Raw genomic sequence first — 21,511 nt, 5'->3', positions numbered from 1 at the left:
AGTATGAGCGCAAAGCCTATCTATGACTAGAAAAATATCATCGAAAGTGCTATCATAATTAACAACTCGTTTAGAGGAGGTTATTATTATGTCAAAAGATGCTATAAAAAAACAAGTTCGTGCTGCCTTTGATCGTCGTGTCGCAGTGCGCGTCTATAATGATCAAGATATTAGCAAAGAAGATATGGAATATATCCTAGATACTGCTTGGCTTAGCCCTTCTTCGATTGGTTTGGAAGGCTGGCGCTTTGTCGTTTTAGGTCGCAAGCAGATTGCCAAGCACCGCAAAGCTCTAAAAGTTCTGGCTTGGGGAGCTCAGTCTCAATTAGACACGGCCAGTCATCTGGTTCTGCTTTTGGCTGAGAAAAATGTTCGCTACGACAGTGAATCCGTCAAGGAGAGTCTGCTTCGCCGCGGGATTTCTCAGGGTGAGGATTTGGATATGCGTCTCAATCTTTACAAAACATTCCAAGAGGAAAATATGAAAATCGCCGACAATCCGCGTGCCGTCTGGGATTGGGCAGCCAAGCAAACCTATATCGCTATGGGCAATATGATGACTGCTGCTAGCATGATTAATATTGATTCTTGCCCAATTGAAGGATTTGATTATGACAAGGTCAATGCTTATCTAGCTGAAGCTGGTGTTATCAATTCTAATAAAGAAGGAATTGCCAGTATGATTTCTTTTGGTTATCGCTTGCGTGATCCCAAACATCCGCGAAGCCGCAAACCTCGCCAAGAGGTCATCACTTGGTTGGACTAATGCTCTGCTATTGACAAAAAGAAAGGAAAAATCTATGAAATTTTTACATACCTGTATTCGTGTTAAGGACTTGGACGCGTCACTTAAATTTTATCAAGAAGCGCTCGGCTTCAAAGAAGTCCGCCGCAATGACTTCCCTGACTACAAATTTACTCTGGTTTATCTGAAACTGGAAGACGATCCAGACTATGAGCTTGAATTGACCTACAATTACGATCACGAAGCTTACGATCTCGGTAATGGCTATGGTCATATCGCTGTCGGTGTTGATGATCTTGAAGCGACTCACCAAGCTCATCAGAAAGCTGGTTATACCGTGACTGATCTAGCAGGTCTTCCCAATAAACCAAAAATGTACTATTTCATCACAGACCCTGATGGCTACAAGATTGAAGTTATTCGCCTTAGCCAATTTAATGAAAAATAAAAAATACGAAAAGCGCTTGAACCATTAAGTTCAAGCGCTTTTTTCAGCAATAAATCCCATTACCGTTTTGGAGTGTAGACTAGATGCTCATTAACAAAAGCATTAAAACCAAGCTGACTCAATTCGCGACCGTAACCTGAATTTTTTATACCGCCAAATGGCAATTCTGGTAAGGATGCCCAACCTGAATTAATGAAACTCATACCGGTTTCAACCTGTGCAGCAACACGTTCGGCACGTTCCGGATTGCTTGAAAAGACTGTACCACCAAGACCATAACTGGAATCATTGGCTAGTTTAATGGCTTCTTCTTCCGAATTGACTTTGTAAATAGAAGCTACTGGACCAAAGATTTCTTGATTGTAGATTGGATTGTCCTTGGTAATTTCAGTCAGAACTGTTGGCATGACAAAGTTTCCTTTGTGTTCAATTGGCTGGTTACCATAAACGGCCTTGGCACCATTATCCACTGCCAGTTTGATTTGTTCCAGTACTTCCTCTTTAGCACCAGCTGAAGACAGCGGAGCTAGAGTCGTTTCTGGATCCATTGGGTCACCCCATTTTGCAGATTTAAAGGTTTCAACGACCATATCCACAAACTCATCGTATTTGTCAGCCATGACGATAAAGCGTTTGGAAGAAGTGCAGACTTGCCCTGCATTATACAGACGTGCAAAGAAAATCGTATCTTTCAGGAGATCGAAATCAGCATCATCTAAGATAATGAAAGCATCGTTTCCGCCGAGTTCCATTGAAGATTTCTTGAGGTTCTTACCGGCTTCTGCAGCAACAGAGGCACCGCCGCGTTCAGAACCTGTCAGGCAGACACCTGTTACACGGGGGTCCGCGATAATCTGTGATACTTGACCATAGGAAACAAAGAGATTTTGGAAGGCTCCCTTTGGAGCGCCAGCTTCATTGACCAAATCATCAAAGGCCTGTGCTGAAGCAGGACAGCTGGAAGCGTGTTTTAAAACCATGGTATTCCCCACAATAAAGTTAGGAGCAAAAACGCGCATGATTTGATAAAAAGGAAAATTCCAAGGTTCTACAGCCAAAAGGACACCTGTAGCCTGTTTAAGGTAATAGGCTTCGCCAGTATCCGTTTGAAGCGGTGTTGGAGCAAGAAACTCATCTGCCTTATCAGCATAATAATCAGCAATATCCGCACAAAGATCAACTTCTCCTTGTGCTTCTGTAAAGAGTTTTCCCATATCCTTAGTCATCGTTTCAGCATATTTGTCACGATCACAGCGCAGCAGGTTAGCCACTTGATGCAGCTGAGCCTTACGGGCTTCTAAATGGTCTTCATTTCGCCAAGTCTTATAAAGACCATGAGCTGTTGCCAAAGCATTTTCTAGGTCTGCATCTGAAATATTATCATATTCCTTAAGCACTTCATTGGTATAGGGATAAATTGTTTTGTAGGCCATAAATTTCCTCCTTTTGGAAATAGCAGAGCTAAGTCAAACAGGCTTAGCCAAACCTTTGTTAATTTTTCACAAGTTTATTATAACACTTTAGAAAACGATTTCAATTTTTTAGAAGGATATTTCCCGATTTTAATACTTCTAAAAATCTAAGTTATATGAGCGTAGTATTTTACAAAGGAGGCACAAAATTAGTGCTTAGCTATTTAAAAAAGAGTTTGGAGCTCTTTTGGTCCAAACTCTGATTACGGTTTAAAATACCTGTTTAGTAAAAAGCATTAACCCCTGCTTTTTAAGTCCTAATAGCTCAAATACCTCACTATCTCACATTCATACTCTTCATAACCCGTTTAATATCCCGCTCCTGTTCGCGGCGCTTGATGGATTCACGTTTGTCATAATCGTGTTTTCCTTTTGCCAGACCAATAAGAACTTTGGCAAAGCCATTTTTCAAATAGACCTTAAGAGGAACAAGCGTCATACCGCTGCCTTTTAGTTCATTTTCCAACCTTGCAATTTCACGTTTTTTGAGCAAGAGCTTGCGTGTGCGTTCAGGGTCTTGGTTCCAGATATTTCCCTGTTCAAAAGGAGCAATGTGGACATTAACCAGCCAAGCTTCACCGTTTTTAACCTGAGCATAGCCGTCCTTGAGCTGAATACGGGCAGCGCGGACAGATTTAATTTCAGTTCCAGTCAAAACAAGACCAGCTTCAATGGTATCCACAATAGTATAGTCATGTCTAGCTTTTTTGTTTTGAGCAAGGACATTGCTGCCATCTTTTGACATGCTATCACCTCAATTCTAGTTAACTGATTTGCGTAAAAATCAGCAGCCTTTCGTTACTTTTTCTTGCGGGCAACATCCCTGTAAAAGGGTTTATTACTTTTTTTCTTGCGATTACGGCCTGACTCACGACCCTTATTGTCATTGTGCGGACGGTTTTGGTTTTTTCGCTTGTCCGGTTTTTTAGAGGATCTGCGTTTTTCATCATAAGAAGATGATTTGCTTCTTTTACTGTGGCCATCAGATTCGTCACGCCTGCCTCTGCCATTGCCATAATTGCTATCACGACGGTTACGGTTCCCACGCTGGAAGTTCTTAGCACGTTCTTCACGCTCTTTTCTAGCTTTATGATCAACCTTTTCAATGATATCGTAATCGCTTGGTATATATTCAAAGTCAATATCACCCGTTGCTTTATCAGCACGCAAAAGCTTGATTCGGATAGACTGACCGACACGGAAAGTTTTGCCCGATTTTTCACCTTGAAGCGCCATTGTCCGCTCATTATAATTATAGAATTCCGGCAGGGTTGTGATATGAATCAAGCCTTCAATCGTATTGGGCAGTTCAACAAAGAGACCAAACTTGACCACACTGGCAACAACTCCGTCAAATGTCTGCCCGACAAATTCCTCCATAAATTCAGCCTTTTTCATGGCATCAACTAAGCGCTCTGCATCAATGGCTCTGCGTTCTAAAGTGGATGAAGAACTGGCCAATTCTGGAATCACCTCATCAAAATGCTGACGCGTTTCTTCCGACATATTATTGGTATATTCGCGAATCATGCGGTGCACCAATAAATCAGGATAGCGGCGAATTGGGCTGGTAAAATGCGTGTAGTACTTGGCTGCAAGACCATAATGGCCATGATTATGTTCAGAATAGCGAGCCTGCTGCATGGAGCGTAACAGCATCATATTCATCACTTCTGATCCTGGCTGACTCTGCACACGAGTCATAAAATCCTGGAGAGCCAGCTGAGATACTTTATTAGCAGTACCATTAATCTGCACGCCAAAAATGCTAGCATAGTCAATAAACTTTTGCAATTTCTCAGCCTTGGGTTCTTCGTGAATCCGATAAATGAAAGGCAGCTGGGCCTTGGCAAAATGCTCTGCAACGCACTCATTTGCAGCCAACATGAAGGATTCGATCATGCGTTCTGCTGTCCCGCGTTCACGCACGACAATATCTGTCGGAAAGCCTTTATCATTGACTAAAATACGGGCTTCGGACGTATCAAAATCAAGAGCTCCCCGACGCTCACGCATATCTTCTAAGATCTTATGAAGCTCAGCCATAGCCGAAACAGAATCCATGATTGGTTTGAACTGCTCGATTTTCTCACTGTTTCCAGCCAGCATTTCATTAACATCGCTGTAGGTCATACGAAATGTTGTCTTGATGACTGACTGACAAATCTGATGATTGACCACACGCCCTTGAGTGTTGATTTCCATGATAGCCGACTGCGTCAGCCGATTGACATTAGGGTTAAGAGAGCAGATACCATTGGACAAACGTTCAGGCAGCATTGGTACCACACGATCTGTCACGTAGACGGACGTCCCGCGCGCCACCGCTTCACGATTTAGTGCAGAACCTTCAGTTACATAATAGGATACATCGGCAATGTGCACACCGAGCTCAAAGTTACCATTGGGTAGGCGTTTGATATGCACCGCATCGTCTAAGTCCTTAGCATCCGCACCATCAATAGTAAAAGTGACTTCCTGCCGCAGATCCACACGGCCAATCAAATCCGCTTCACTAGGGGCGTCAGGCACTGCATTAGCCTCTGCCATAACATCCTCGGGAAATTCAGATACAATGTCCATTGATTCTAAAACTTCTAAGACATCAATACCGACATCTCCTTTATGACCAATGATTTCGCGGACATGCCCCACAAAATAGTCATGGTGGCGATTGGGATATTTTTCAATATCAACCTTGATAATTTCACTGCCATCAAGTGAAACCGGCTCTTTTTTAATGTAAATCTTTTGCTGAATCTTTTGATTTTTGGACTTGATGTAGCCAGCATAATGGGGTTTGTCATCATCCAGCACAAAGTGACCCACAACCGTTTTCAGCGCATGGTCAACAATCTCCACAACACGCGCTTCTGCTGCTGTTCCCTTAAGACGGTCAGCTGGTTTCTTAATAACAACTGCAACAGTGTCCCCATCAATGGCATGGCCAACATCATTGCGACCGATAAACATGTCTTCTTCATTGTCATCTACATGAAGAAAACCAAAACCATTTTTATTGGCACGAAAAACACCTTCTACTGTAATTTGGTCTTTTTTGTGTGTTTCTTTGCGTAAAGCGATTGTTCCGTCATTACTAAAACGAAGCTGACGCTTACTTTCCATTTTTGAAATTTCTTTGATGAGGAGGGGAAACTTCTCTCCTCCAGCCATATTGAGCGCTGCAGCCAAATCATTAACATTGGTTCTGCCATTTTCCCTCAAATAAGCAATAATTTGTTCTTTCATGATATCCTTTTCTAACGACTGATCACGTAAAAAATGAGCTAACCTCTGTCAGCCCATTACTTACTTGAGATGATGGCAAGAACAAGCGCATCCAGCATCCATAAGAAAACCATGATTCCAGTGAAGCGCTGCATGAAGGCTTCAAAACCACGAGGCTTGCTGCGTTCAAAAAGTGCTTCTGAACCACCACCATCAAAGACATTACTTGTTGGATTTTTCTGCGGCTGCATGAAGATCGCAATCACAATCACCGCCGACATAACCAACAGCAAGGTTAATAATAAGTCGTACATAGTTATTCCTCCGAAAAAGTCCTCACCAGTATAGCATAAATTGTTGCAAAATTCAAGGACGAGGACTGTTTCAAATGATTGCAAGCAGGCTCCTTTTAACTAATCAGAACAAGCATCTAAAATAAGTTCAACCGCTGTCTGACAGCCGCCGCTTGCGACAAAGTCTTGTGATATTTTCTGAGCCTGCTTTTTGTATTTGGAATCAGTCAAAAGCCGTTTGACAGCATCGGCAATGTTTTCAGGTTTATCATTGTCCAGCCTAAGTCCTGCTCCTAATGCTAACACACGATTAGCCACCATGTCCTGCTCCGCTGTCTGCGGAAAAAGAAGAAGGGGAACTTGATAATAAAGACCCTCGCTAGTACTGTTGAGTCCGCAGTGGGTTAAAAATACATCCGCAGCTTGAAGTACCGCGATTTGATTCACCTTGTGATAAATTTGAAAATTATCAGGAATGAGACCAAGTTCGGCAATATCTGTCTGCTTACCAACCGATAAAACAACATCTACCTGTTCATGCGAAAGTCCCTTTAGACAGTTTTTATAAAAATCTTTAGCTTGATTATTAACGGTGCCCAATGAAATGTAAACCAAGGGGCGATCTGTCTTATCCCATTTAGCTTGGCTGTCACGGATGATAGGCCCAACAAAGTGAACCCGTTCAGAGAAGGTATGCCCTGCCGGCTGAAAATCTCTGGAAGTTGTTACAATGACAGGACTGTCTTCTCTCGTCAAAGCTAAATCAGTTATCTTCTGAGTTGGGTAACCAAGCTTTTTCAATTTTTTATAATGTGTCATGATGTCAGAATACTGCAAAATCATTCTCAATTTTCCTTCTGAGGAAGCTTCGTTTAACAGATTAGGAGTATGCTCATTGAAGGCAAAATGCGTGTTGAACAAAACGAAAGGAATTTCCAGACGATTGGCGATAATCCGAGCCCAAATCGCAAGAGAATCCCCCACAATGACATCTGGTCTATAACGTTTGATAGTTTCACTGTAATTCTCCAGAATATCTCCTGCTGCTTCTGAAAGAAATGACAGTAAAATCGCAAAATGGGCACTTTGATTGTAAGTCAGTTGATTGATGTGATCAATCGTCATAGAATCTATTTTTTCATCATAACAAACAACATCTGCTCCGTAATTTTCAAGTGTTTCTCTAAAATCAGATACACTGTAATAACAGACATCATGTCCTTTTTCGGTTAGTTTTTTGATTAACATCAAAGTTGGATTAGTGTGTCCAAAAGCTGGGACACCCATAAAAATAATACGTTTCATGATAGAATTTCCTTTCATCAATGATTGCCCTTAAGTCTATCAAATCGACACCTAAAAACAATGGGCAAAATAAGATATTTGTTGTATAATCAACGGATATCTATTATTGTCTAGAAAGTTTAAGAAAATCTTCTATGAAACAAAGTCATGACAGACGTGTCAAGCGTACACAAAAAGCCATTTGGAAAGCTTTTTCCAAGCTCATTTTAGAAAAAGACTTCTCAGAGGTTACCATAAATGATCTTAGTCAAGCAGCTGATATTAATCGGTCAACCTTTTACCTGCATTTCGAGGATAAGTATGCTCTCTTGGACGCCTATTTACTGAGTCTGCTCCCCTTTGATGTTTTTATAACCGATGCCTATTACCGTGAGAATCAAGAGCAGATATTACAGGAAAGCCTCGGCCTTTTATACGATTGCCTCATGGACAATGCCGCTCTTTTTAAAAGGCTTTTCAGCGAGGCAAACTATCCTTTTGTTATGATATCTGCCCGCAAAGCTTTGAAAGAATTCTTTTGTCATCACGAAAATCTTTTCGCTGCCAATATGGCGGATTCCAAAGAGTTTACAACACATATTAGGATTGCTGGTCTTATCGCTATGATTGAGTGGCTTTTAAACCATGAAACTTATGAGCGACAGCAGTTTGTCAAAGAAAGCTATGATTTGATCAGCCGTCTGGAAATCACTCATTAGAGAAATTTAAAAAGCTAAGGTTGCTTTGTTCCTTAGCTTTCAACATGCAGGGTTACTTTTCTGTCCTTAGGGCAAAATTTAAGAACCTGAATTTTTTCGGGATGATTTTTCTTATTTTTGCTGGTCAGGTAATTAATAGAGCCGCATTGGCTGCATTTGAGGTTAATTTTTACTCTCACGTGATTTCTTTTACTCCTAAGTATTTTCTAAAGATAATAACTGACCAGGTGAAATTGATAAAGACAATGCCTGCGGTCGCAAAGAATGTCCAACGATAACCCAATCCAGTTGCCACAGCAGAGCCAACAAAAGGCCCTGCAACCTGTCCAAAATAGCTGAAACTTTGATTAAAACTAAAAATTCGGCTAATGCCTTCCTTAGGCGTCAGCTTTGTCAAAAGAGAATTGACACTTGGCATGAGAGCACCAACACCAAAGCCATAGAGAAAGCGCAAACTGCCAAGCTGCAATGGAGTCTGTGCAAAGCCGCAGAGCAGGTACATGGTGAAACTGTAAAAAAGAGCCAGAACTAAAAGACGATGGTTGCCTATAGCATCACCCAGCCGACCCAAATGAGGACTGGACAGCATGCTGGAAATTCCCATGGCAGACACAATAAGCCCTGATACAAAGAGGATATTTTCTGTCTCACCCAAATGACGAATGTAAAGGGACAAAATTGGAGCGATGGATTGAGCTGAAATCTGAATAATCATGCTGGTCACAAAGAGACCCGCCAGAATAGATTTATGCGGTATCTCTTTGAGCAGCGTCCGAGTCGGAACCATATCAGCCTTTTCAACCGGTTCAAAGTCCTCTCTAATCATAAAAATGGTCATCAGGCAGCAAATCAATAAAATAAGGCCGACAAAAACGAAAACCTGACGCATGCCCAGCCATTGCGCTAAACTGCCGCCCAAAAGCGGCCCTATCAGGGTTCCTGCTGTCAAGCCAGTAGCCAAGGTCCCAAGAGCATAGCCTGATTTACTCCTTGGTACCTGACTGGCAATCAGCGCTGTCGCATTAGGCACATAACCAGAAAACAGGCCATTCATCAGCCTTAAAAATAACAGCCAATACACATTGGGAACAAAGGCTATTCCCCCCATTGTAAAGGTCATGACAAGACTTGCTCTGACCATCATTGGTTTTCGGCCGTACCTATCGGCTAAGCGACCCCAAATTGGGGAAACCAAAGCTGAGGCCAAAGCTGAAATGGCAACCGCCAAACTCGCATACCACTCAACCAAAGAACCTGATTCACCAAGGTCTTCAATATAGAGTGCCATAAACGGCATGACCAACGAAAAACTGGCTCCCGTAAAAAAATTACCAAGCCAAGCGACACGTAAATTCTGCTTCCAATTAATCTCTGAAATAGGCTGCTCAGATATAGGTCTTCATCTTCTTTCCTGTTTAACTTTGATTATTATAGCACAATATCAGACTATAAGTCAGCCTATGATGAGAAAATTAGAAATAAGAGGCCGCAATTTCCTTCGTCAAAATCACCATTCCGGTTGCCCAGTCCAGTTTGACACAGTGAAATCCTAGCAGATTTTGCAAATCTCTGATGAATGCAGCAACCTTTTTATCATGACCGTTCAGTCAATTTGGCTGAGGTAGCATGTCATCAATAATCCTAAAACTGTTCGTATCGTCTAATCTCCTTCTGATTTGTTACTCACAAACGATGTGTTTTTACCCAGTTTCTTTGATATTGCTTCAGCAGTTTCGCAAAGACCAGCAGCTGCAAAGGGAATCAACAGATAAACATAAGGTGTGGCATACTGACTCTTGGTCTCCCAAAGCAAATGAAAAAGAACACCGCCAGCCAGATAAATAAAGGCATAAAAGTAAATAAATTCTCTGGGCTTTTTCAAGACAAGGTAGGCTAAGCTTCCGCCATAAATAAGAATCAAAAAAGCATGGCTAATTTGATATATGATACGGTAGCCCCAGCCGCCATTGTAAACAGAACGACTCAGCCTGTCAAATAAAGGCTGCTTCTCAGGCTGACTGGGACCAGACCAGATGGATTGGAAGGTTGATTCTGTCCAAGTTGTCAGCCATTTCGTTCTGAAAAAGGCAAGAGCATAAGCCGGATTGGTTTTAAATTTATTAAGCTGGATATCAATTTGCTTTTCGGCATCCTTTTTAATAACTTTATAATCGCCATGATTTTTGAAATAAACCTTCCTAACATAACCATTGTACCAGCCGACTTGGCGGTTCCTATGACCAGCTTCCTGAAGTCCCATGGCCAGCCAGGCAATCTTAGGCAAACCGTCCAATCTCTGACCGGAAATGTTTTGATAATAGGCGCCAGTCGCTTTATTCATTCCTAAACCAAAGCCAAACAAGGCTATAGTTAGAAGGACATAGCTTTTCTTCTTTTGCTTCAGAGCCTCTAAACACAAGAGCAAGGCAATCGCAACCAGAAGGATAATCATGTTATTTCGAATCCAGTAGGACAAGCCTAAAAAGAAGCAGGCTGCTATCCCATCTCTCAATTGGCTCTTTTTCAAATAGTTCAGTAAAAAGTAGAGACCAATACTTGCCAGACACAAGCCATAACCGATACCATAGACAAACAAAACATTGAAAAACTGCGGTATAAAAGCGAAACTGAGAAAAATGGTCCATTTGAGAGTCTGTTCATCCTTAAAAAGCTGCTCACCTATTTTCCAAGTCATGGCATGTGTTGTCAGAACAGCAAAAATATTTAATATAAAAAATATAACCATGCTGGGAATAGGAATAAGGTACAAAATGACGCGTTCAAAGCTCATTAGGCCAAGCTGATGAGGATAGCGGTAGAGGTAGCCATCCTTAAACAGTGATCTAAAATCTCCGTCATTCATTTGAACAGCAGCCCTAAAAACTGTCGCTGCATCATCTCGAGTTTTGTCCGTTGTCAGCACAATCAAAACCAGTCCAGCTGTCAAAAATAAGGCCGACAGTAGCCAAAAAAGCTGTTTCGCAGTAATTTTCTTAAAGAGATGATTCAGGAGAATGCTTAAAGGAATGAAGCCCAACAGCGTGAGATAAACCCAAGGGCGAACTCCAATCATCTCAGCCCATTCATATTTGACGACATAAATAATCGTCTGCACTAACAGGCTTGACAAAAAGAGAGCACTAACTAAAGCAATCGCACCATATCTGAACCATCTAGCCAAGAATCGTTCCAATCTATTTATACCTCATTATTATCAATTATAAAAAAATGTTTATTACAGCAAAAACGACCACCCCATCAGGTAGAAATGGACAATTAACCCTGTTCGGAATCTTCCAAACGGTTTATCTGATTTACCACTTGTTCCTGCAGCTGCTTGAGGTCTCCGTCATTGTCAATGACCCTGTCTGCCAGCTTGCACTTTTCGCCGAGAGACATCTGGCTGGCAAGGCGCTGCTGCGCTTCTTCTTGCGAATAGCCATTTCGTGCCATCAGCCGCTGGATTTGTACTTCTGGGCTGACCGCTACGAGCCAAATTTCATCAAACCAGTCTGCATAATCCTGCTCAAATAAGAGCGGGAGGTCCATGAAAAAAATTGCTTCCGTCTTGGCCAGTCGATCGCGTCGTTCAGCTAGCTCTTGTCGAATAATAGCATTTTGCAGCTGGGCAGACTTCTCCAGATTTTCCGGATTTGCAAAAATAAGCTTAGACAGCTTGGGGCGATTGAGCTCACCGCTTGCATCCAAAATGTCTTGCCCCAGCCAAGTCAACAGAGCCTGATAGAGCTTGCCGCCTTTGGCCTGCAGCTCATGGACAGCTTGGTCAGCATCAATCACTTGATAACCTTTTTGCCTGATATAATGTGTAACAGTCGATTTCCCAGAGGCGATACCGCCTGTAATGCCTATTATTTTCGTCATCTTCTCTGACAACGCGGACAGAAATGCGTCCCGCGTCCTCCTGCTTTTATTTTTGAAATCGGTGTAGCGCAGCGGGCACAGGGCTGGCCGGTTTGCCCATAAACCTTCAAATGCTCCTGCATGGTTCCGTCCTCACCGAGCGCGTTGCGATAAGTGCGGATGGTTGAGCCGCCCTTGTCAATCCCCAGCTGCAGAATACGGATAATCTCCTGCCTCAGCCGTCTGATTTCCGCCTTGTTTAGACTTCTGGCCCCACGCTCCGGATGGATTTTTGCCGCCCACAGCACCTCATCCACATAGATATTGCCCAGCCCTGCGACCAGTTTTTGCTCCAAAAGGAGCGGTTTGATTGACTTTTGGGAAGATAGCAGAGCCCGCTCAAAAGGAGCCAGTTTAAAGTCTTTTGGAGTTGGTTCGGGACCGATTTTTTTACTTTCAAAATAGGCCGCTTCCGCTGTTTTGGACAGCAGTTCCATGGTACCAAACTTGCGCACATCCTGATAAACCAGCGTCGAGCCATCGTCCAGTCCAAAGAAAACATGAAAATGTTTGTTGGCTGGGACTTCGTCAGGAAAAAGCAAGTATTTGCCCTCCATGCGCAGATGAGAAATCAAAACCTGTCTTCCCAAATCAAAAATCAAATATTTACCGCGGCGGCGCATGGCTTCAACCGTCTGGCCAGGCAAATCCAGTCTGAAAGCCTCGACGTCCGTCTTGACCATCTTGGGCACGCGCACATCAACCGATATGATTTTCCTGCCGACAATCAAACGCTCCAAACCACGCCTGACCGTCTCAACCTCCGGTAATTCGGGCATAAACTTCCTCTCTTTTTCTTTTAGTAGTGCTTACCTGCTCTGCTATTTCCCCCAAAAAATCAATCAGACAGACCAAGCAAACGCCGAGCATAAATGGCCTGTCCCGAATGCATGGCCGCATCATCTATCACGGACACTAAGCGCACACCGCGAGTGACAGGCGGATTCCAAGAAGCATCAATAATATCATCAAGGCTCTTCTCATCCAGTGAATTCAGATAGGCCACCGTCATATCAGCTGCCGCATTCAAGTATCCACGCAAGATATCCAAGTTTGGCACCTGAACTTTCTGTGCTTCCTCTAAGCTGTGACACCAGTCTTGCGTATCATCAGGCAGATCCAAATGAAACGCTTCCTTCCAGCCTTGACTGAACCAAACAGGCTCCTGGGAGGCCAAGTCTGCAACCTGAAAATCCAGCTCCCGCGCTGTATGCCAAGCCAGCCAAGTCAGCGACTTAATCTGAGCTGCCGTCTCAGCTGCTGGAAAAGCATTCGCTTCAACCACCGTGACCCCGTCCAGCATCCGCAAAAACCGTTCACGCGCACGATTAACACTGTCAATCAGCATTTCTAAATAAGTCATAACATTTCCTCCTTATATAAACAAAGCTAGGTCGCAGCCCAGCCTTTAAGATCCTATGGCAAAGCTATTGGTCAACTATTCTTCTAACATGAGATGATGCTTATCCGACACATTTGAAAGCTACTCTATTTCCTCTTTGGAAAAGAAAGGCAGGCGCAGGGTTTCCTCATTGTGGAAATCAGAAATATCAAAATCGTTCAAAGCCTTTAATTCATACATCACGACAACCGTCTGCACCCTGTCACCATTTGGGTAAACCTCTTCAAAGTTACTGTAAACGTTGAGCAAGCGCGTCGCTTCCACCTTGATTCCCGTTTCTTCAAAAAATTCACGCTTAGCAGTGTCAAGCGTGGACTCACCCACTTCCATGGAACCTCCCAGAATTGTCCACGTCTTCTTATCCCTGCGCAGCTGCAAGAGCACACGCCCAGCTTCGTCTGCCAAAATCCCGCCGGCAAAGGTCAGGATAACCTTGTCATGCCCCACCTTGGAGCGGATATAGGAAATGTAGTCCATAGTATTAAAACCCCTTCAATCTCTCTGGAAAGGCGTCATCTTGAAAAACATAGCGCAACAGCGCAGAATAGCTTCTAAAAGACTGCCCAGAGCAAAGAGCCCCAAAACTAAGCCGGCCATAGCAAGCGGGTATTTTGGTTGCTTTATCTGATTTTCTCCGTTATTGCTTTTATTTTATCATACTTTGCAAAAATAAAGCTACACTTCTTATTTCTGGATTACATCTTTTAACTTTTATAACTTGACATTTGAAAAAGATACTGCTACACTATATATATTCAACGTTGAATAAACAAAGGAAGTGTTCAAATGATCAAGCTGTTAGTTCTGGCTATCTTAAATGAAAAGTCCATGTCTGGTTACGATATTAAATCATTATTAGAGGTAAGCGATACTCAGAGGTGGGCGGGGGTACTGCCGGGATCCATTTACAATGCTTTGCAGAAACTGGAAAGGGCCGGCCATATTGAAATCGAAAGCATTGAAACGAACGGAAACAGGCAAAAGGCCATCTATAAAATAACGGATTCGGGAAGAAAGTACCAAACCGAACTCGTCAAAGAGTGCTTAACTGCTAATAAAATCTACTATCCCACCCATCTTTACACTGGCATTTCTTTTGCTGACCAGTTGCCTGTACAAGAAGCAATAGAGCATTTGCAAAAAAACAAGGAAGAGCTTGAAATGGAATACGACCTGTTAAGGAAAGGAATGGACAGCAAAAAGAAATCAATGGGAAACCATATCCCAGAACTGACCCAAATTATTTTTGAACACATGTTTGAGGTGGTTAAATCTCAAATTGCCTTAATAGATAAAACTCTGACTATTTTGAGCCGACAAAAGGATGAGTCTTAAACCGGCTTTCTTTTTACCGATATAGTCAAAGTTGATTATACAAAGGAGAGTATTATGAACTTAATCGGATATCATCATGTCCATAAACAATTTAAAGATTGAAAAATCATCAAGGATATGAATTTTAAGATCAAAGAAAACGAAATCGTCGCCCTGCTAGGAAAAAACGGAGCGGGGAAAACAACTACTATTCGGCTTCTGCTTGGAATTATAAAACCTGACCAAGGCAAGATAAGCTATGGGATGCCGGACTTTAATAAAAGAATTGGCGCCCAGCTGCAGACAACTCCCTTCTTTGAAGCGTTGAATATTATCGATAACCTAAAGTTATTTGCGACTTTTTACGATGTTTCTCTGTCTAAAAATGACATTGAAAAACTGCTAAAAGAACACAATCTTTATGAAGCAAGAAAAACCAAGGCTGCTAAATTGTCACTGGGGCAGCAAAAAAGGCTGACGATTATCATTACAACGATTCACCAGCCGGACTTGGTGATTCTGGATGAACCCTCAGCCGGTCTTGATCCAAGCGGACAGAGAGACGTTCAGCAAATGATTCAGCGACTAAAACAAGAAGGAAAGAGTGTTCTTTTTGCTTCCCATGATATGATTGAAATAAAAAACACAGCTGACCGTGTGATGCTGCTCCATGAAGGAAGGATTTTAGAAAGCGGCGCTCCCGATGAGCTCATGACAAAATACCATGTCACAAACTTAGAAGAACTTTTTTATACATTAACAAATAAGGAGGCTGATTATGTCTAACGTCTTTACCATTTCATTAAAAAACAGTTTAAAAGATATCGTCCTCTTGTTTTGGGCCATTTGCCTGCCCTTAGCCTTTATTATCGGATTTCGTTATTTTAAGGTCGCATTAAGCGCCGACAGCCTGTTTGGCATCGTCACTTTTAGTATTTTTTGTCAAGCTTGTATCACGCAATCCTTCTCTATCTTTTCTCAAAGAAAACGGGGCGTATTCGAGTTACTGTCAGTCACCCCCTTTTCTATCTGGAAGTATTTGAGCGGTATCGTTCTAAGCCAAGCCTTTTTAGCCAGTTTTATTGCTCTGCTGCTGTTAATCATTGAGGGCAGTCTGTTTCCAATTGGAATCACTTTTTTAGAAGCAATGTCTTTTATCCCGCTGTTTTTGGCAGAAGCTGTTCTCTTTAGCACATTTAGTTTTATTTTATCGCGCTTTCTAAAGGACGAAGCGCATTTAAGTACTTTTACCAATTTAGTCATGTTTGCCTTGCTTTTGCCCAGCAGTATTTTCTGGTCCTTGAATCATGCTCCTCGATTGGTTCAGACAATCTCATGGATAAATCCTTTTGAATGGCTCCAAAAAGGCTATCGCACCATTCTCGCTCATGACATTGCCAACTATCTGCTCATTCTTGGTCTGCTGGCTGTGTCTGCCTTTCTGGCAGCATGGCTCGTGCAAAAGACTTTTCAATTAAAAGAAAGGTAAACGTCATGACAGCAACAGTAACTGATTTACAGAAAAAATTAGAGGCAATAGACGGCAAGGGATACGGCGCATATAAGCAAATCAGTGGGGTTTACGCCTATCACGCATTTACCCTCTGCATTGAGCAGGTCCAAATTGATCCCTATGCGCCGCCTTCCAGCATAAAAGTCGTTATCAAGAGAGACATTGCAGCTATTCCTGATGATTTACTGGATACAAAAACCAAACGGATTGCTGCAGCAGACTTTTTAGCGAGAGAGTTTAAGAAAGCCGTTTCGCAACAGCAGGGAAATATCATCGGCACTGACACAAGCGGATTGATTTTAATAGATGCCGGCGGACAGGAAATGATCGAACGGACAGCTGTCTCCATCAAAAAGTCTGAAATCGACATTCGTTTTAACGTGGGTTTGCCCGCTTCGGGAAGAAGAATACTGGGGAAAAAAGCCAGCCGCATTTTCACTTCCATTGTCCCTCAGGCCGTTACGCAAGCATTTTATTATAAACATATAGACGCTGAAAAGTTGAACGATCAGGTCTCCTTAATGATTGATCAGGAGCATATCAGAGAAGAACTGGCCAAAAGAAAACTGGTTGCTTTTATTGCCAACGGATCCTTGCTGCCGCGTAAAAGCGGGATATCCGATAAACCGCTAGAGGACGGTACCCCTTTTCAAAGTCCAGCAAGTGATGAAGCAGAGATAGCCTTGCCTAGCGGCAAAGTTATAAAAGGCATGGGCATCAAAGAGGGTGTCACACTAATTGTCGGAGGTGGTTATCACGGTAAATCAACTCTGTTAGAAGCTTTGCAACGGGATGTCTACAATCATATCCCAAATGACGGACGAGACTATGTCATTACTAGGCATGATGCAGTTAAAATTCGTGCAGAGGACGGACGTCAGGTCGAGAAAGTCAATGTCAGCCCCTTCATCAATCATTTGCCTAACGAAAAAGACACGAAGCAATTTTCTACAGAAAATGCTAGCAGCAGCACCTCCCAAGCGGCCAATGTGATGGAAGCCTTAGAGACTGGTACCTCTTTGCTGCTCATTGATGAGGATACATCTGCTACTAATTTTATGATTAGAGACAGCCGTATGCAGCGTTTGGTGACATCAGATAAAGAACCCATCGCACCCTTTATTGATCGTGTCAGACAATTATATCAGCAGCAAAGGGTTTCTACTATTTTGATTGTAGGCGGTTCTGGAGATTATTTTGATGTGGCAGATGACATTATCATGATGGATGAGTATTTGCCGAAGAACGTCACTGACAAAGCGAAAGATATTGCTGCAGAGCTGGAAAGTCAGCGTACCCTTCTCCTTGAGGAACCTTTTCAGCTGCAAGCTGCGCGCATTCCTTTAAAGGCGTCATTTCCCCTATCCGGTAAAGAGGGACGGTTTAAGGTGAAAGGAAAATACACGATATTATACGGACATCAGGCCATTGATTTATCCGGACTGGAACAGCTGGTGGATAGCAGTCAAACAAATAGCCTCGCCATTATGCTGGCCTATATCAGAAATAACCTCTTAGATAATCAAACCAGTCTTAAGGACATCGTGGACAGGCTCTATATTCACATCGAAAAGAATGGCCTTGAGAGCCTGACTTCCTATGCTGGCATTCAGGGGAGCCTTGCCTTACCAAGAAAACAGGAAGTCATGGCTGCACTCAACCGCTGCAGAGGCTTGAGCGTACGAGTCTTGTGACGAAATTAGCGGCTAATTCCTGACTGCAATTTTCTTGGATAAGAACAAACGCCATTTACTCTTTTGAATGGCGCTCTTTTCGTTTTACAGTTTTTTAAAATACCTTGCGACCAGCTAGGATTCACAGCCGAAAGCTTCGTAGGTTTTGCGCCGGAATCACCACCAGTTTCCACCATGACCATCTTCATGCCGGCTTGAATGATTTTCTGACAGGCAGCTGCCATCATAGCCTTTGGCATGATTTGCCACTCCATAAAAATTTATTGAGGCATTCTACCATGAAAATTATTTTGTGTAAAACAACCAAGTCAATGTCAACAAAACTTGACATTGACTTGGTTTTAGTTTATACTAAATATGTAAATAAAACTTGACAAAAAGAGGAGAGCTGCCATGTCAAAAAAAGTTTATATTTTCTTGGAAATTGTGAAAATCTTTCTGATTTCCTGCTTTGTGAGTTTGGTCTACCATGCTGCTCTGGGAGCTCATGCTGGAAAAGTTGGTTTGCCTCTGATTGGGACTGCTTTTCTCATCATGCTGGCAACAGTTATTACGGCTTCCATTGTCATTGATATTCTGATTTCCTTTTTTACGCCGCGTGAAAAGCATGTGGCTGGTGAGTGGGAACACTTTGTCAATCAAAATATCCTGCGTAATTTCGCCTACGGCTTGTCCATCTTCTTTGTCATTCTGATGGCTGCCTTCGCTCTAAATGTCTCACATGAACCTATTCTTTTATTATTGCGAATAGGCTTCTTTATCCTTATTGCCGTTCACGGTATCACCAAGGCTTACTACTATGCGGGGTAAAGCCATGAAAACAGAAAAAGTCATCACGCGGGTAAAATATTACCGAACCGAAGTCAAGCATATGACCCAACAGGAACTGGCTGACCAAGTCGGCGTTTCCAGACAGTCCATCAATGCTATTGAAAAAGGAAAATTCTTGCCCAGCATTGAACTTTCTCTTAAGCTGGCACGGCTTTTCCAAGTTTCTGTGGAGACGCTCTTTTATCTGGAGAAAAGCTGAATACGGGCTGCGGATTGTGTCAAAAAGATGAGGCCGACTAGAATTTTTAGTAATTCGTCGTCGTACTCCTATTTTGACTTTATCCGCGGGTTCCCTTTGTATCTCGTTTAACTGAACTCGCCTACGACTCTGTGAATTTAGACTCACTTTCCTATATGCTTTGGCATCGTCATCAAGTTCCCTAAAATTCTTTGAGTCGCTTAACGGCTTTGTATCTTGTTAATTGAACTCGCCCTAAAAGCTCGGAATTTAGAACCTATATTCACAAAATTCATCTGAATGATATAGGTAGAAAAAGCGACCGAAAGGTCGCTAAGACGACAGTTGCCGCCGTGGTGATGAGATTGTTGCCCGTTTCGGGCAACAATCGTGGGGATTTTCGAGACCTTATACTCAAAGAAAATCAAAATTAGACGAGGCGACGAAGCGCAGACAGTACTGGAGTACGGCAAGCTGAAGTCAACAAAGTATAGTTTTGATTTTCAAAGAGTATTAGGCTCGAAAATTAGGCATGGAACGACCTAGTCGGTCGCTGCCGTCCCCACCACTTAAGGCAGACTGTCACAAAAATTCTTATGAATACAAGTTCTTAGATAGGTCGCTTTGTTTGCAGGCAAACATCGTTGACCTCCTAAAATTCCAGTCGCTTTTTACGGGCGCTGTATCTTGTGTAAGGAGTGAATCTTATGAAAAGGACACAGAAACAGGCACGGTACGCTGGCTGGCTTTATCTATTTATTGCCACCTTGTCACCTCTTCCCATGCTCTATATTCCTTCGCAGCTGATTGTCCATCATGACATGGCAGAAACGGCACAGCATATCCTTGATCATCTGCTGCTCTTTCGACTGGGAATCAGCCTTGCCATCATAGTTTGCATCTTGGAAATACTGCTTAGCATTCTGCTCTATCAGACCTTCAAAAAAGCAAATCAAAGCCTATCTTTGACTGCTCTAGCGGCTCGACTGACTATGACAGTCATTCAGGCGCTTAATGCCACACTATCACTGACCATTCTAACAAGCCTTACAGCCAAAGAAAGCGAACAGACCTCCCTATACACTTTGCTAAATTTTCAGGAATCAGGGACAGTTATCTGGCAGATTTTCTTTGGAGTCCATCTGATTGCTCTAGGCCTCCTCGTCTATCAGTCAGGTTACGTGCATAAGCTGTTTGGCCTTCTTTTACTGCTGGCCAGCCTCGGTTACCTAGCAAAAAGCTTCTCCCTTCTCTTTTCATTTGACATAGAAGAGCTTGTGAGTGTTCTTCTTTTTCTCTCAGCCTTTGGAGAATTAGCCTTTGCTGTCCGGTTACTGATTAAAAAATTGACTAATCCACAAGCCTAAAAACATAAAAACCTTTAGATGCCGGTATTTATCCGATCTAAAGGTTTTTATGTTTTTAGGCTTGCTGAACTTCGGCTATGTTTTCTCCAATTGCCGCCAGACGCTGAGCCCATTCCTTGCGGGTCAGGCCATGTTCTTCAACATAACGGTTGCGGGGATGAACCCAGCATTCAGGCGAACAGCTGCACAGCTGCAAGAGCACACGCCCAGCTCCGTCTGCCAAAATCCCGCCAGCAAAGGTCAGGATAACCTTGTCATGCCCCACCTTGGAGCGGATATAGGAAATGTAGTCCATAGGATTAAAACCTCTTCAATTTCTCTGGAAAGGCGTCATCTTGAAAGACATAGCGCAGCAGCTGAATATGCGTATCAACATCACTAAACAGCCAAGCATGCCCCTTGTTGGGATAATAAGCGCATTGGCTGTCGGTATTTTTCTTAGCTAATAGCTGATGTGCCGCATGAATAGTCTCAGATTCCTTGCCGCCTGAGACAAAGAAAGCTGGATTATCAGCTTTTAAATCAACATTCAGCAAATTAGCCTGAATCATCGCTCGGCGAAATGATTTTCTGGAAGCCCTTTGTAAATCTTTTACGAAGAGCCTGAAATCCTCCTCAGATGCCCCATCTTCCTGCATCATCCTAGTCAGCAAATTGGCAATCAGCTTTGTATTCTTAAACAGTGACATAACATAGACCGTGGCAATGACTTTGCGATAGCCTTTTATTGGATGGTGACAGGCACCGTCAACAATCACCTTATCAACTGCATCCGAATGACTTTCCAGCAGCTTGAGAATGAGACTGCCGTCCAATGATAGACCAACAAGGTGCGGCTTACCGTGCCCCCTGCTTTTGATAATCTCTACAATCCTTTCCGTCACATCATCAAAACTTGTCCAGTCTATATCACGACTATTGCCATGTCCGGGCAAATCAATAACGATACAGTGAAAGTCATTGGCAAGCGCAGCCAAGTGATGCCGCCACATCCGACTGCTAGACCCTGAAGCGTGCAGGAAGACGATGCTCTTAGTATTTTGCTGACCCGTTTCTTCAATGAATAATGGTTGAATATTTCTCATATTCCCTACCTCCATGG

The 21,511-nt window shown here is 42.8% G+C and carries 23 protein-coding genes and 3 pseudogenes; 10 read left to right on the top strand and 16 right to left on the bottom strand.

Annotated elements, in window-relative coordinates:
- Positions 1–88: 88 nt before the first annotated feature.
- Together ACVRZ8_RS05265 and gloA are read left to right on the top strand one after the other, a co-directional pair.
- Positions 89–766 carry an NAD(P)H-dependent oxidoreductase gene (locus ACVRZ8_RS05265; protein ID WP_447448267.1) on the top strand — a complete coding sequence of 226 codons (678 nt, stop codon included), beginning with the start codon at positions 89–91 and terminating at the stop codon, positions 764–766.
- 34 nt (positions 767–800) lie between these two features.
- Positions 801–1,193: a lactoylglutathione lyase gene (gene gloA / locus ACVRZ8_RS05260; RefSeq protein WP_447448266.1), complete on the top strand. Its 393-nt coding sequence runs from the start codon at positions 801–803 to the stop codon at positions 1,191–1,193.
- 59 nt (positions 1,194–1,252) lie between these two features.
- On the opposite strand, the gene ACVRZ8_RS05255 is transcribed toward gloA, so the two are convergent.
- The 5 genes from ACVRZ8_RS05255 to ACVRZ8_RS05235 all read right to left on the bottom strand — a co-directional run bounded on the left by ACVRZ8_RS05255 (position 1,253) and on the right by ACVRZ8_RS05235 (position 7,491).
- Positions 1,253–2,626, bottom strand: coding sequence for an NAD-dependent succinate-semialdehyde dehydrogenase (locus ACVRZ8_RS05255; RefSeq protein ID WP_447448265.1), 1,374 nt, complete (start codon positions 2,624–2,626; stop codon positions 1,253–1,255).
- 316 nt (positions 2,627–2,942) lie between these two features.
- Positions 2,943–3,410, bottom strand: coding sequence for an SsrA-binding protein SmpB (smpB, locus tag ACVRZ8_RS05250; RefSeq protein WP_447448264.1), 468 nt, complete (start codon positions 3,408–3,410; stop codon positions 2,943–2,945).
- A 53-nt stretch (positions 3,411–3,463) separates the two neighbouring features.
- Positions 3,464–5,914, bottom strand: a complete 2,451-nt coding sequence (rnr, locus tag ACVRZ8_RS05245; RefSeq protein ID WP_447448263.1) for a ribonuclease R — start codon at positions 5,912–5,914, stop codon at positions 3,464–3,466.
- Between the two features lie 56 nt (positions 5,915–5,970).
- Positions 5,971–6,207: a preprotein translocase subunit SecG gene (gene secG / locus ACVRZ8_RS05240; RefSeq protein WP_447448262.1), complete on the bottom strand. Its 237-nt coding sequence runs from the start codon at positions 6,205–6,207 to the stop codon at positions 5,971–5,973.
- A 99-nt stretch (positions 6,208–6,306) separates the two neighbouring features.
- Complete coding sequence (locus ACVRZ8_RS05235; protein WP_447448261.1) at positions 6,307–7,491, bottom strand: macrolide family glycosyltransferase; 1,185 nt, start codon at positions 7,489–7,491, stop codon at positions 6,307–6,309.
- A gap of 134 nt (positions 7,492–7,625) precedes the next feature.
- On the opposite strand from ACVRZ8_RS05235, the gene ACVRZ8_RS05230 reads away from it, so the two are divergent.
- On the top strand, positions 7,626–8,189 hold the full coding sequence (locus tag ACVRZ8_RS05230; RefSeq protein ID WP_447448260.1) for a TetR/AcrR family transcriptional regulator: 564 nt from the start codon (positions 7,626–7,628) through the stop codon (positions 8,187–8,189).
- Between the two features lie 32 nt (positions 8,190–8,221).
- On the opposite strand, the gene rpmG is transcribed toward ACVRZ8_RS05230, so the two are convergent.
- The 7 genes and pseudogenes from rpmG to ACVRZ8_RS05195 all read right to left on the bottom strand — a co-directional run bounded on the left by rpmG (position 8,222) and on the right by ACVRZ8_RS05195 (position 13,989).
- Entirely contained in the window at positions 8,222–8,368 is a 147-nt protein-coding gene (gene rpmG, locus ACVRZ8_RS05225; RefSeq protein WP_447448259.1) for a 50S ribosomal protein L33, read from the bottom strand.
- On the bottom strand, positions 8,365–9,558 hold the full coding sequence (locus ACVRZ8_RS05220) for a multidrug efflux MFS transporter (RefSeq protein ID WP_447448321.1): 1,194 nt from the start codon (positions 9,556–9,558) through the stop codon (positions 8,365–8,367). The genes rpmG and ACVRZ8_RS05220 overlap by 4 nt, the downstream gene beginning before the upstream one ends.
- 291 nt (positions 9,559–9,849) lie before the next feature.
- On the bottom strand, positions 9,850–11,370 hold the full coding sequence (locus ACVRZ8_RS05215; RefSeq protein WP_447448258.1) for a glycosyltransferase family 39 protein: 1,521 nt from the start codon (positions 11,368–11,370) through the stop codon (positions 9,850–9,852).
- 95 nt (positions 11,371–11,465) lie between these two features.
- A complete protein-coding gene (coaE, locus tag ACVRZ8_RS05210) occupies positions 11,466–12,071 on the bottom strand; it encodes a dephospho-CoA kinase (RefSeq protein ID WP_447448257.1) in 606 nt (201 codons plus the stop codon).
- The gene (gene mutM, locus ACVRZ8_RS05205) at positions 12,068–12,889 is read right to left on the bottom strand and encodes a DNA-formamidopyrimidine glycosylase (protein ID WP_447448256.1); all 822 of its coding nucleotides are present in this window, start codon (positions 12,887–12,889) and stop codon (positions 12,068–12,070) included. The genes coaE and mutM overlap by 4 nt, the downstream gene beginning before the upstream one ends.
- 59 nt (positions 12,890–12,948) lie before the next feature.
- Positions 12,949–13,473, bottom strand: a complete 525-nt coding sequence (locus ACVRZ8_RS05200; protein WP_447448255.1) for a mycothiol transferase — start codon at positions 13,471–13,473, stop codon at positions 12,949–12,951.
- Positions 13,474–13,548: 75 nt separating this feature from the next.
- Positions 13,549–13,989: pseudogene (locus ACVRZ8_RS05195) on the bottom strand (NUDIX hydrolase).
- A gap of 309 nt (positions 13,990–14,298) precedes the next feature.
- On the opposite strand from ACVRZ8_RS05195, the gene ACVRZ8_RS05190 reads away from it, so the two are divergent.
- The 4 genes from ACVRZ8_RS05190 (at position 14,299) to ACVRZ8_RS05175 (ending at position 18,033) form a co-directional block, all read left to right on the top strand.
- Positions 14,299–14,847: a PadR family transcriptional regulator gene (locus ACVRZ8_RS05190; protein WP_447448254.1), complete on the top strand. Its 549-nt coding sequence runs from the start codon at positions 14,299–14,301 to the stop codon at positions 14,845–14,847.
- 117 nt (positions 14,848–14,964) lie between these two features.
- Positions 14,965–15,612 (top strand): ABC transporter ATP-binding protein, encoded by a 648-nt coding sequence (locus ACVRZ8_RS05185; RefSeq protein ID WP_447448253.1) that lies wholly within the window; start codon positions 14,965–14,967, stop codon positions 15,610–15,612.
- On the top strand, positions 15,605–16,315 hold the full coding sequence (locus ACVRZ8_RS05180; RefSeq protein ID WP_447448252.1) for an ABC transporter permease: 711 nt from the start codon (positions 15,605–15,607) through the stop codon (positions 16,313–16,315). The genes ACVRZ8_RS05185 and ACVRZ8_RS05180 overlap by 8 nt, the downstream gene beginning before the upstream one ends.
- Positions 16,316–16,320: 5 nt before the next feature.
- Positions 16,321–18,033: an ABC-ATPase domain-containing protein gene (locus ACVRZ8_RS05175; protein WP_447448251.1), complete on the top strand. Its 1,713-nt coding sequence runs from the start codon at positions 16,321–16,323 to the stop codon at positions 18,031–18,033.
- 5 nt (positions 18,034–18,038) lie between these two features.
- Here ACVRZ8_RS05175 and ACVRZ8_RS05170 read toward each other — a convergent pair whose 3' ends face one another.
- A complete protein-coding gene (locus ACVRZ8_RS05170; RefSeq protein WP_447448250.1) occupies positions 18,039–18,287 on the bottom strand; it encodes a hypothetical protein in 249 nt (82 codons plus the stop codon).
- A gap of 139 nt (positions 18,288–18,426) precedes the next feature.
- On the opposite strand from ACVRZ8_RS05170, the gene ACVRZ8_RS05165 reads away from it, so the two are divergent.
- The 3 genes from ACVRZ8_RS05165 (at position 18,427) to ACVRZ8_RS05155 (ending at position 20,409) form a co-directional block, all read left to right on the top strand.
- A complete protein-coding gene (locus ACVRZ8_RS05165) occupies positions 18,427–18,843 on the top strand; it encodes a hypothetical protein (protein ID WP_447448249.1) in 417 nt (138 codons plus the stop codon).
- A gap of 4 nt (positions 18,844–18,847) precedes the next feature.
- Positions 18,848–19,063 (top strand): helix-turn-helix transcriptional regulator, encoded by a 216-nt coding sequence (locus ACVRZ8_RS05160; RefSeq protein ID WP_447448248.1) that lies wholly within the window; start codon positions 18,848–18,850, stop codon positions 19,061–19,063.
- Positions 19,064–19,749: 686 nt separating this feature from the next.
- Positions 19,750–20,409 (top strand): DUF4386 domain-containing protein, encoded by a 660-nt coding sequence (locus tag ACVRZ8_RS05155; RefSeq protein ID WP_447448246.1) that lies wholly within the window; start codon positions 19,750–19,752, stop codon positions 20,407–20,409.
- A gap of 55 nt (positions 20,410–20,464) precedes the next feature.
- Here ACVRZ8_RS05155 and ACVRZ8_RS05150 read toward each other — a convergent pair.
- The 3 genes and pseudogenes from ACVRZ8_RS05150 to ACVRZ8_RS05140 all read right to left on the bottom strand — a co-directional run.
- Positions 20,465–20,590 (bottom strand): annotated as a pseudogene (locus ACVRZ8_RS05150) (oxygen-dependent tRNA uridine(34) hydroxylase TrhO); the annotation flags it as partial.
- Positions 20,591–20,596: 6 nt separating this feature from the next.
- Positions 20,597–20,704: pseudogene (locus ACVRZ8_RS05145) on the bottom strand (DNA mismatch repair protein MutT); the annotation flags it as partial.
- Between the two features lie 4 nt (positions 20,705–20,708).
- Positions 20,709–21,494, bottom strand: a complete 786-nt coding sequence (locus ACVRZ8_RS05140; protein ID WP_447448245.1) for an alpha/beta fold hydrolase — start codon at positions 21,492–21,494, stop codon at positions 20,709–20,711.
- Positions 21,495–21,511: the final 17 nt, after the last annotated feature.

It is taken from the genome of Streptococcus dentiloxodontae, from assembly GCF_053206925.1.
This window is presented reverse-complemented; position numbering and strand designations above follow the sequence as displayed.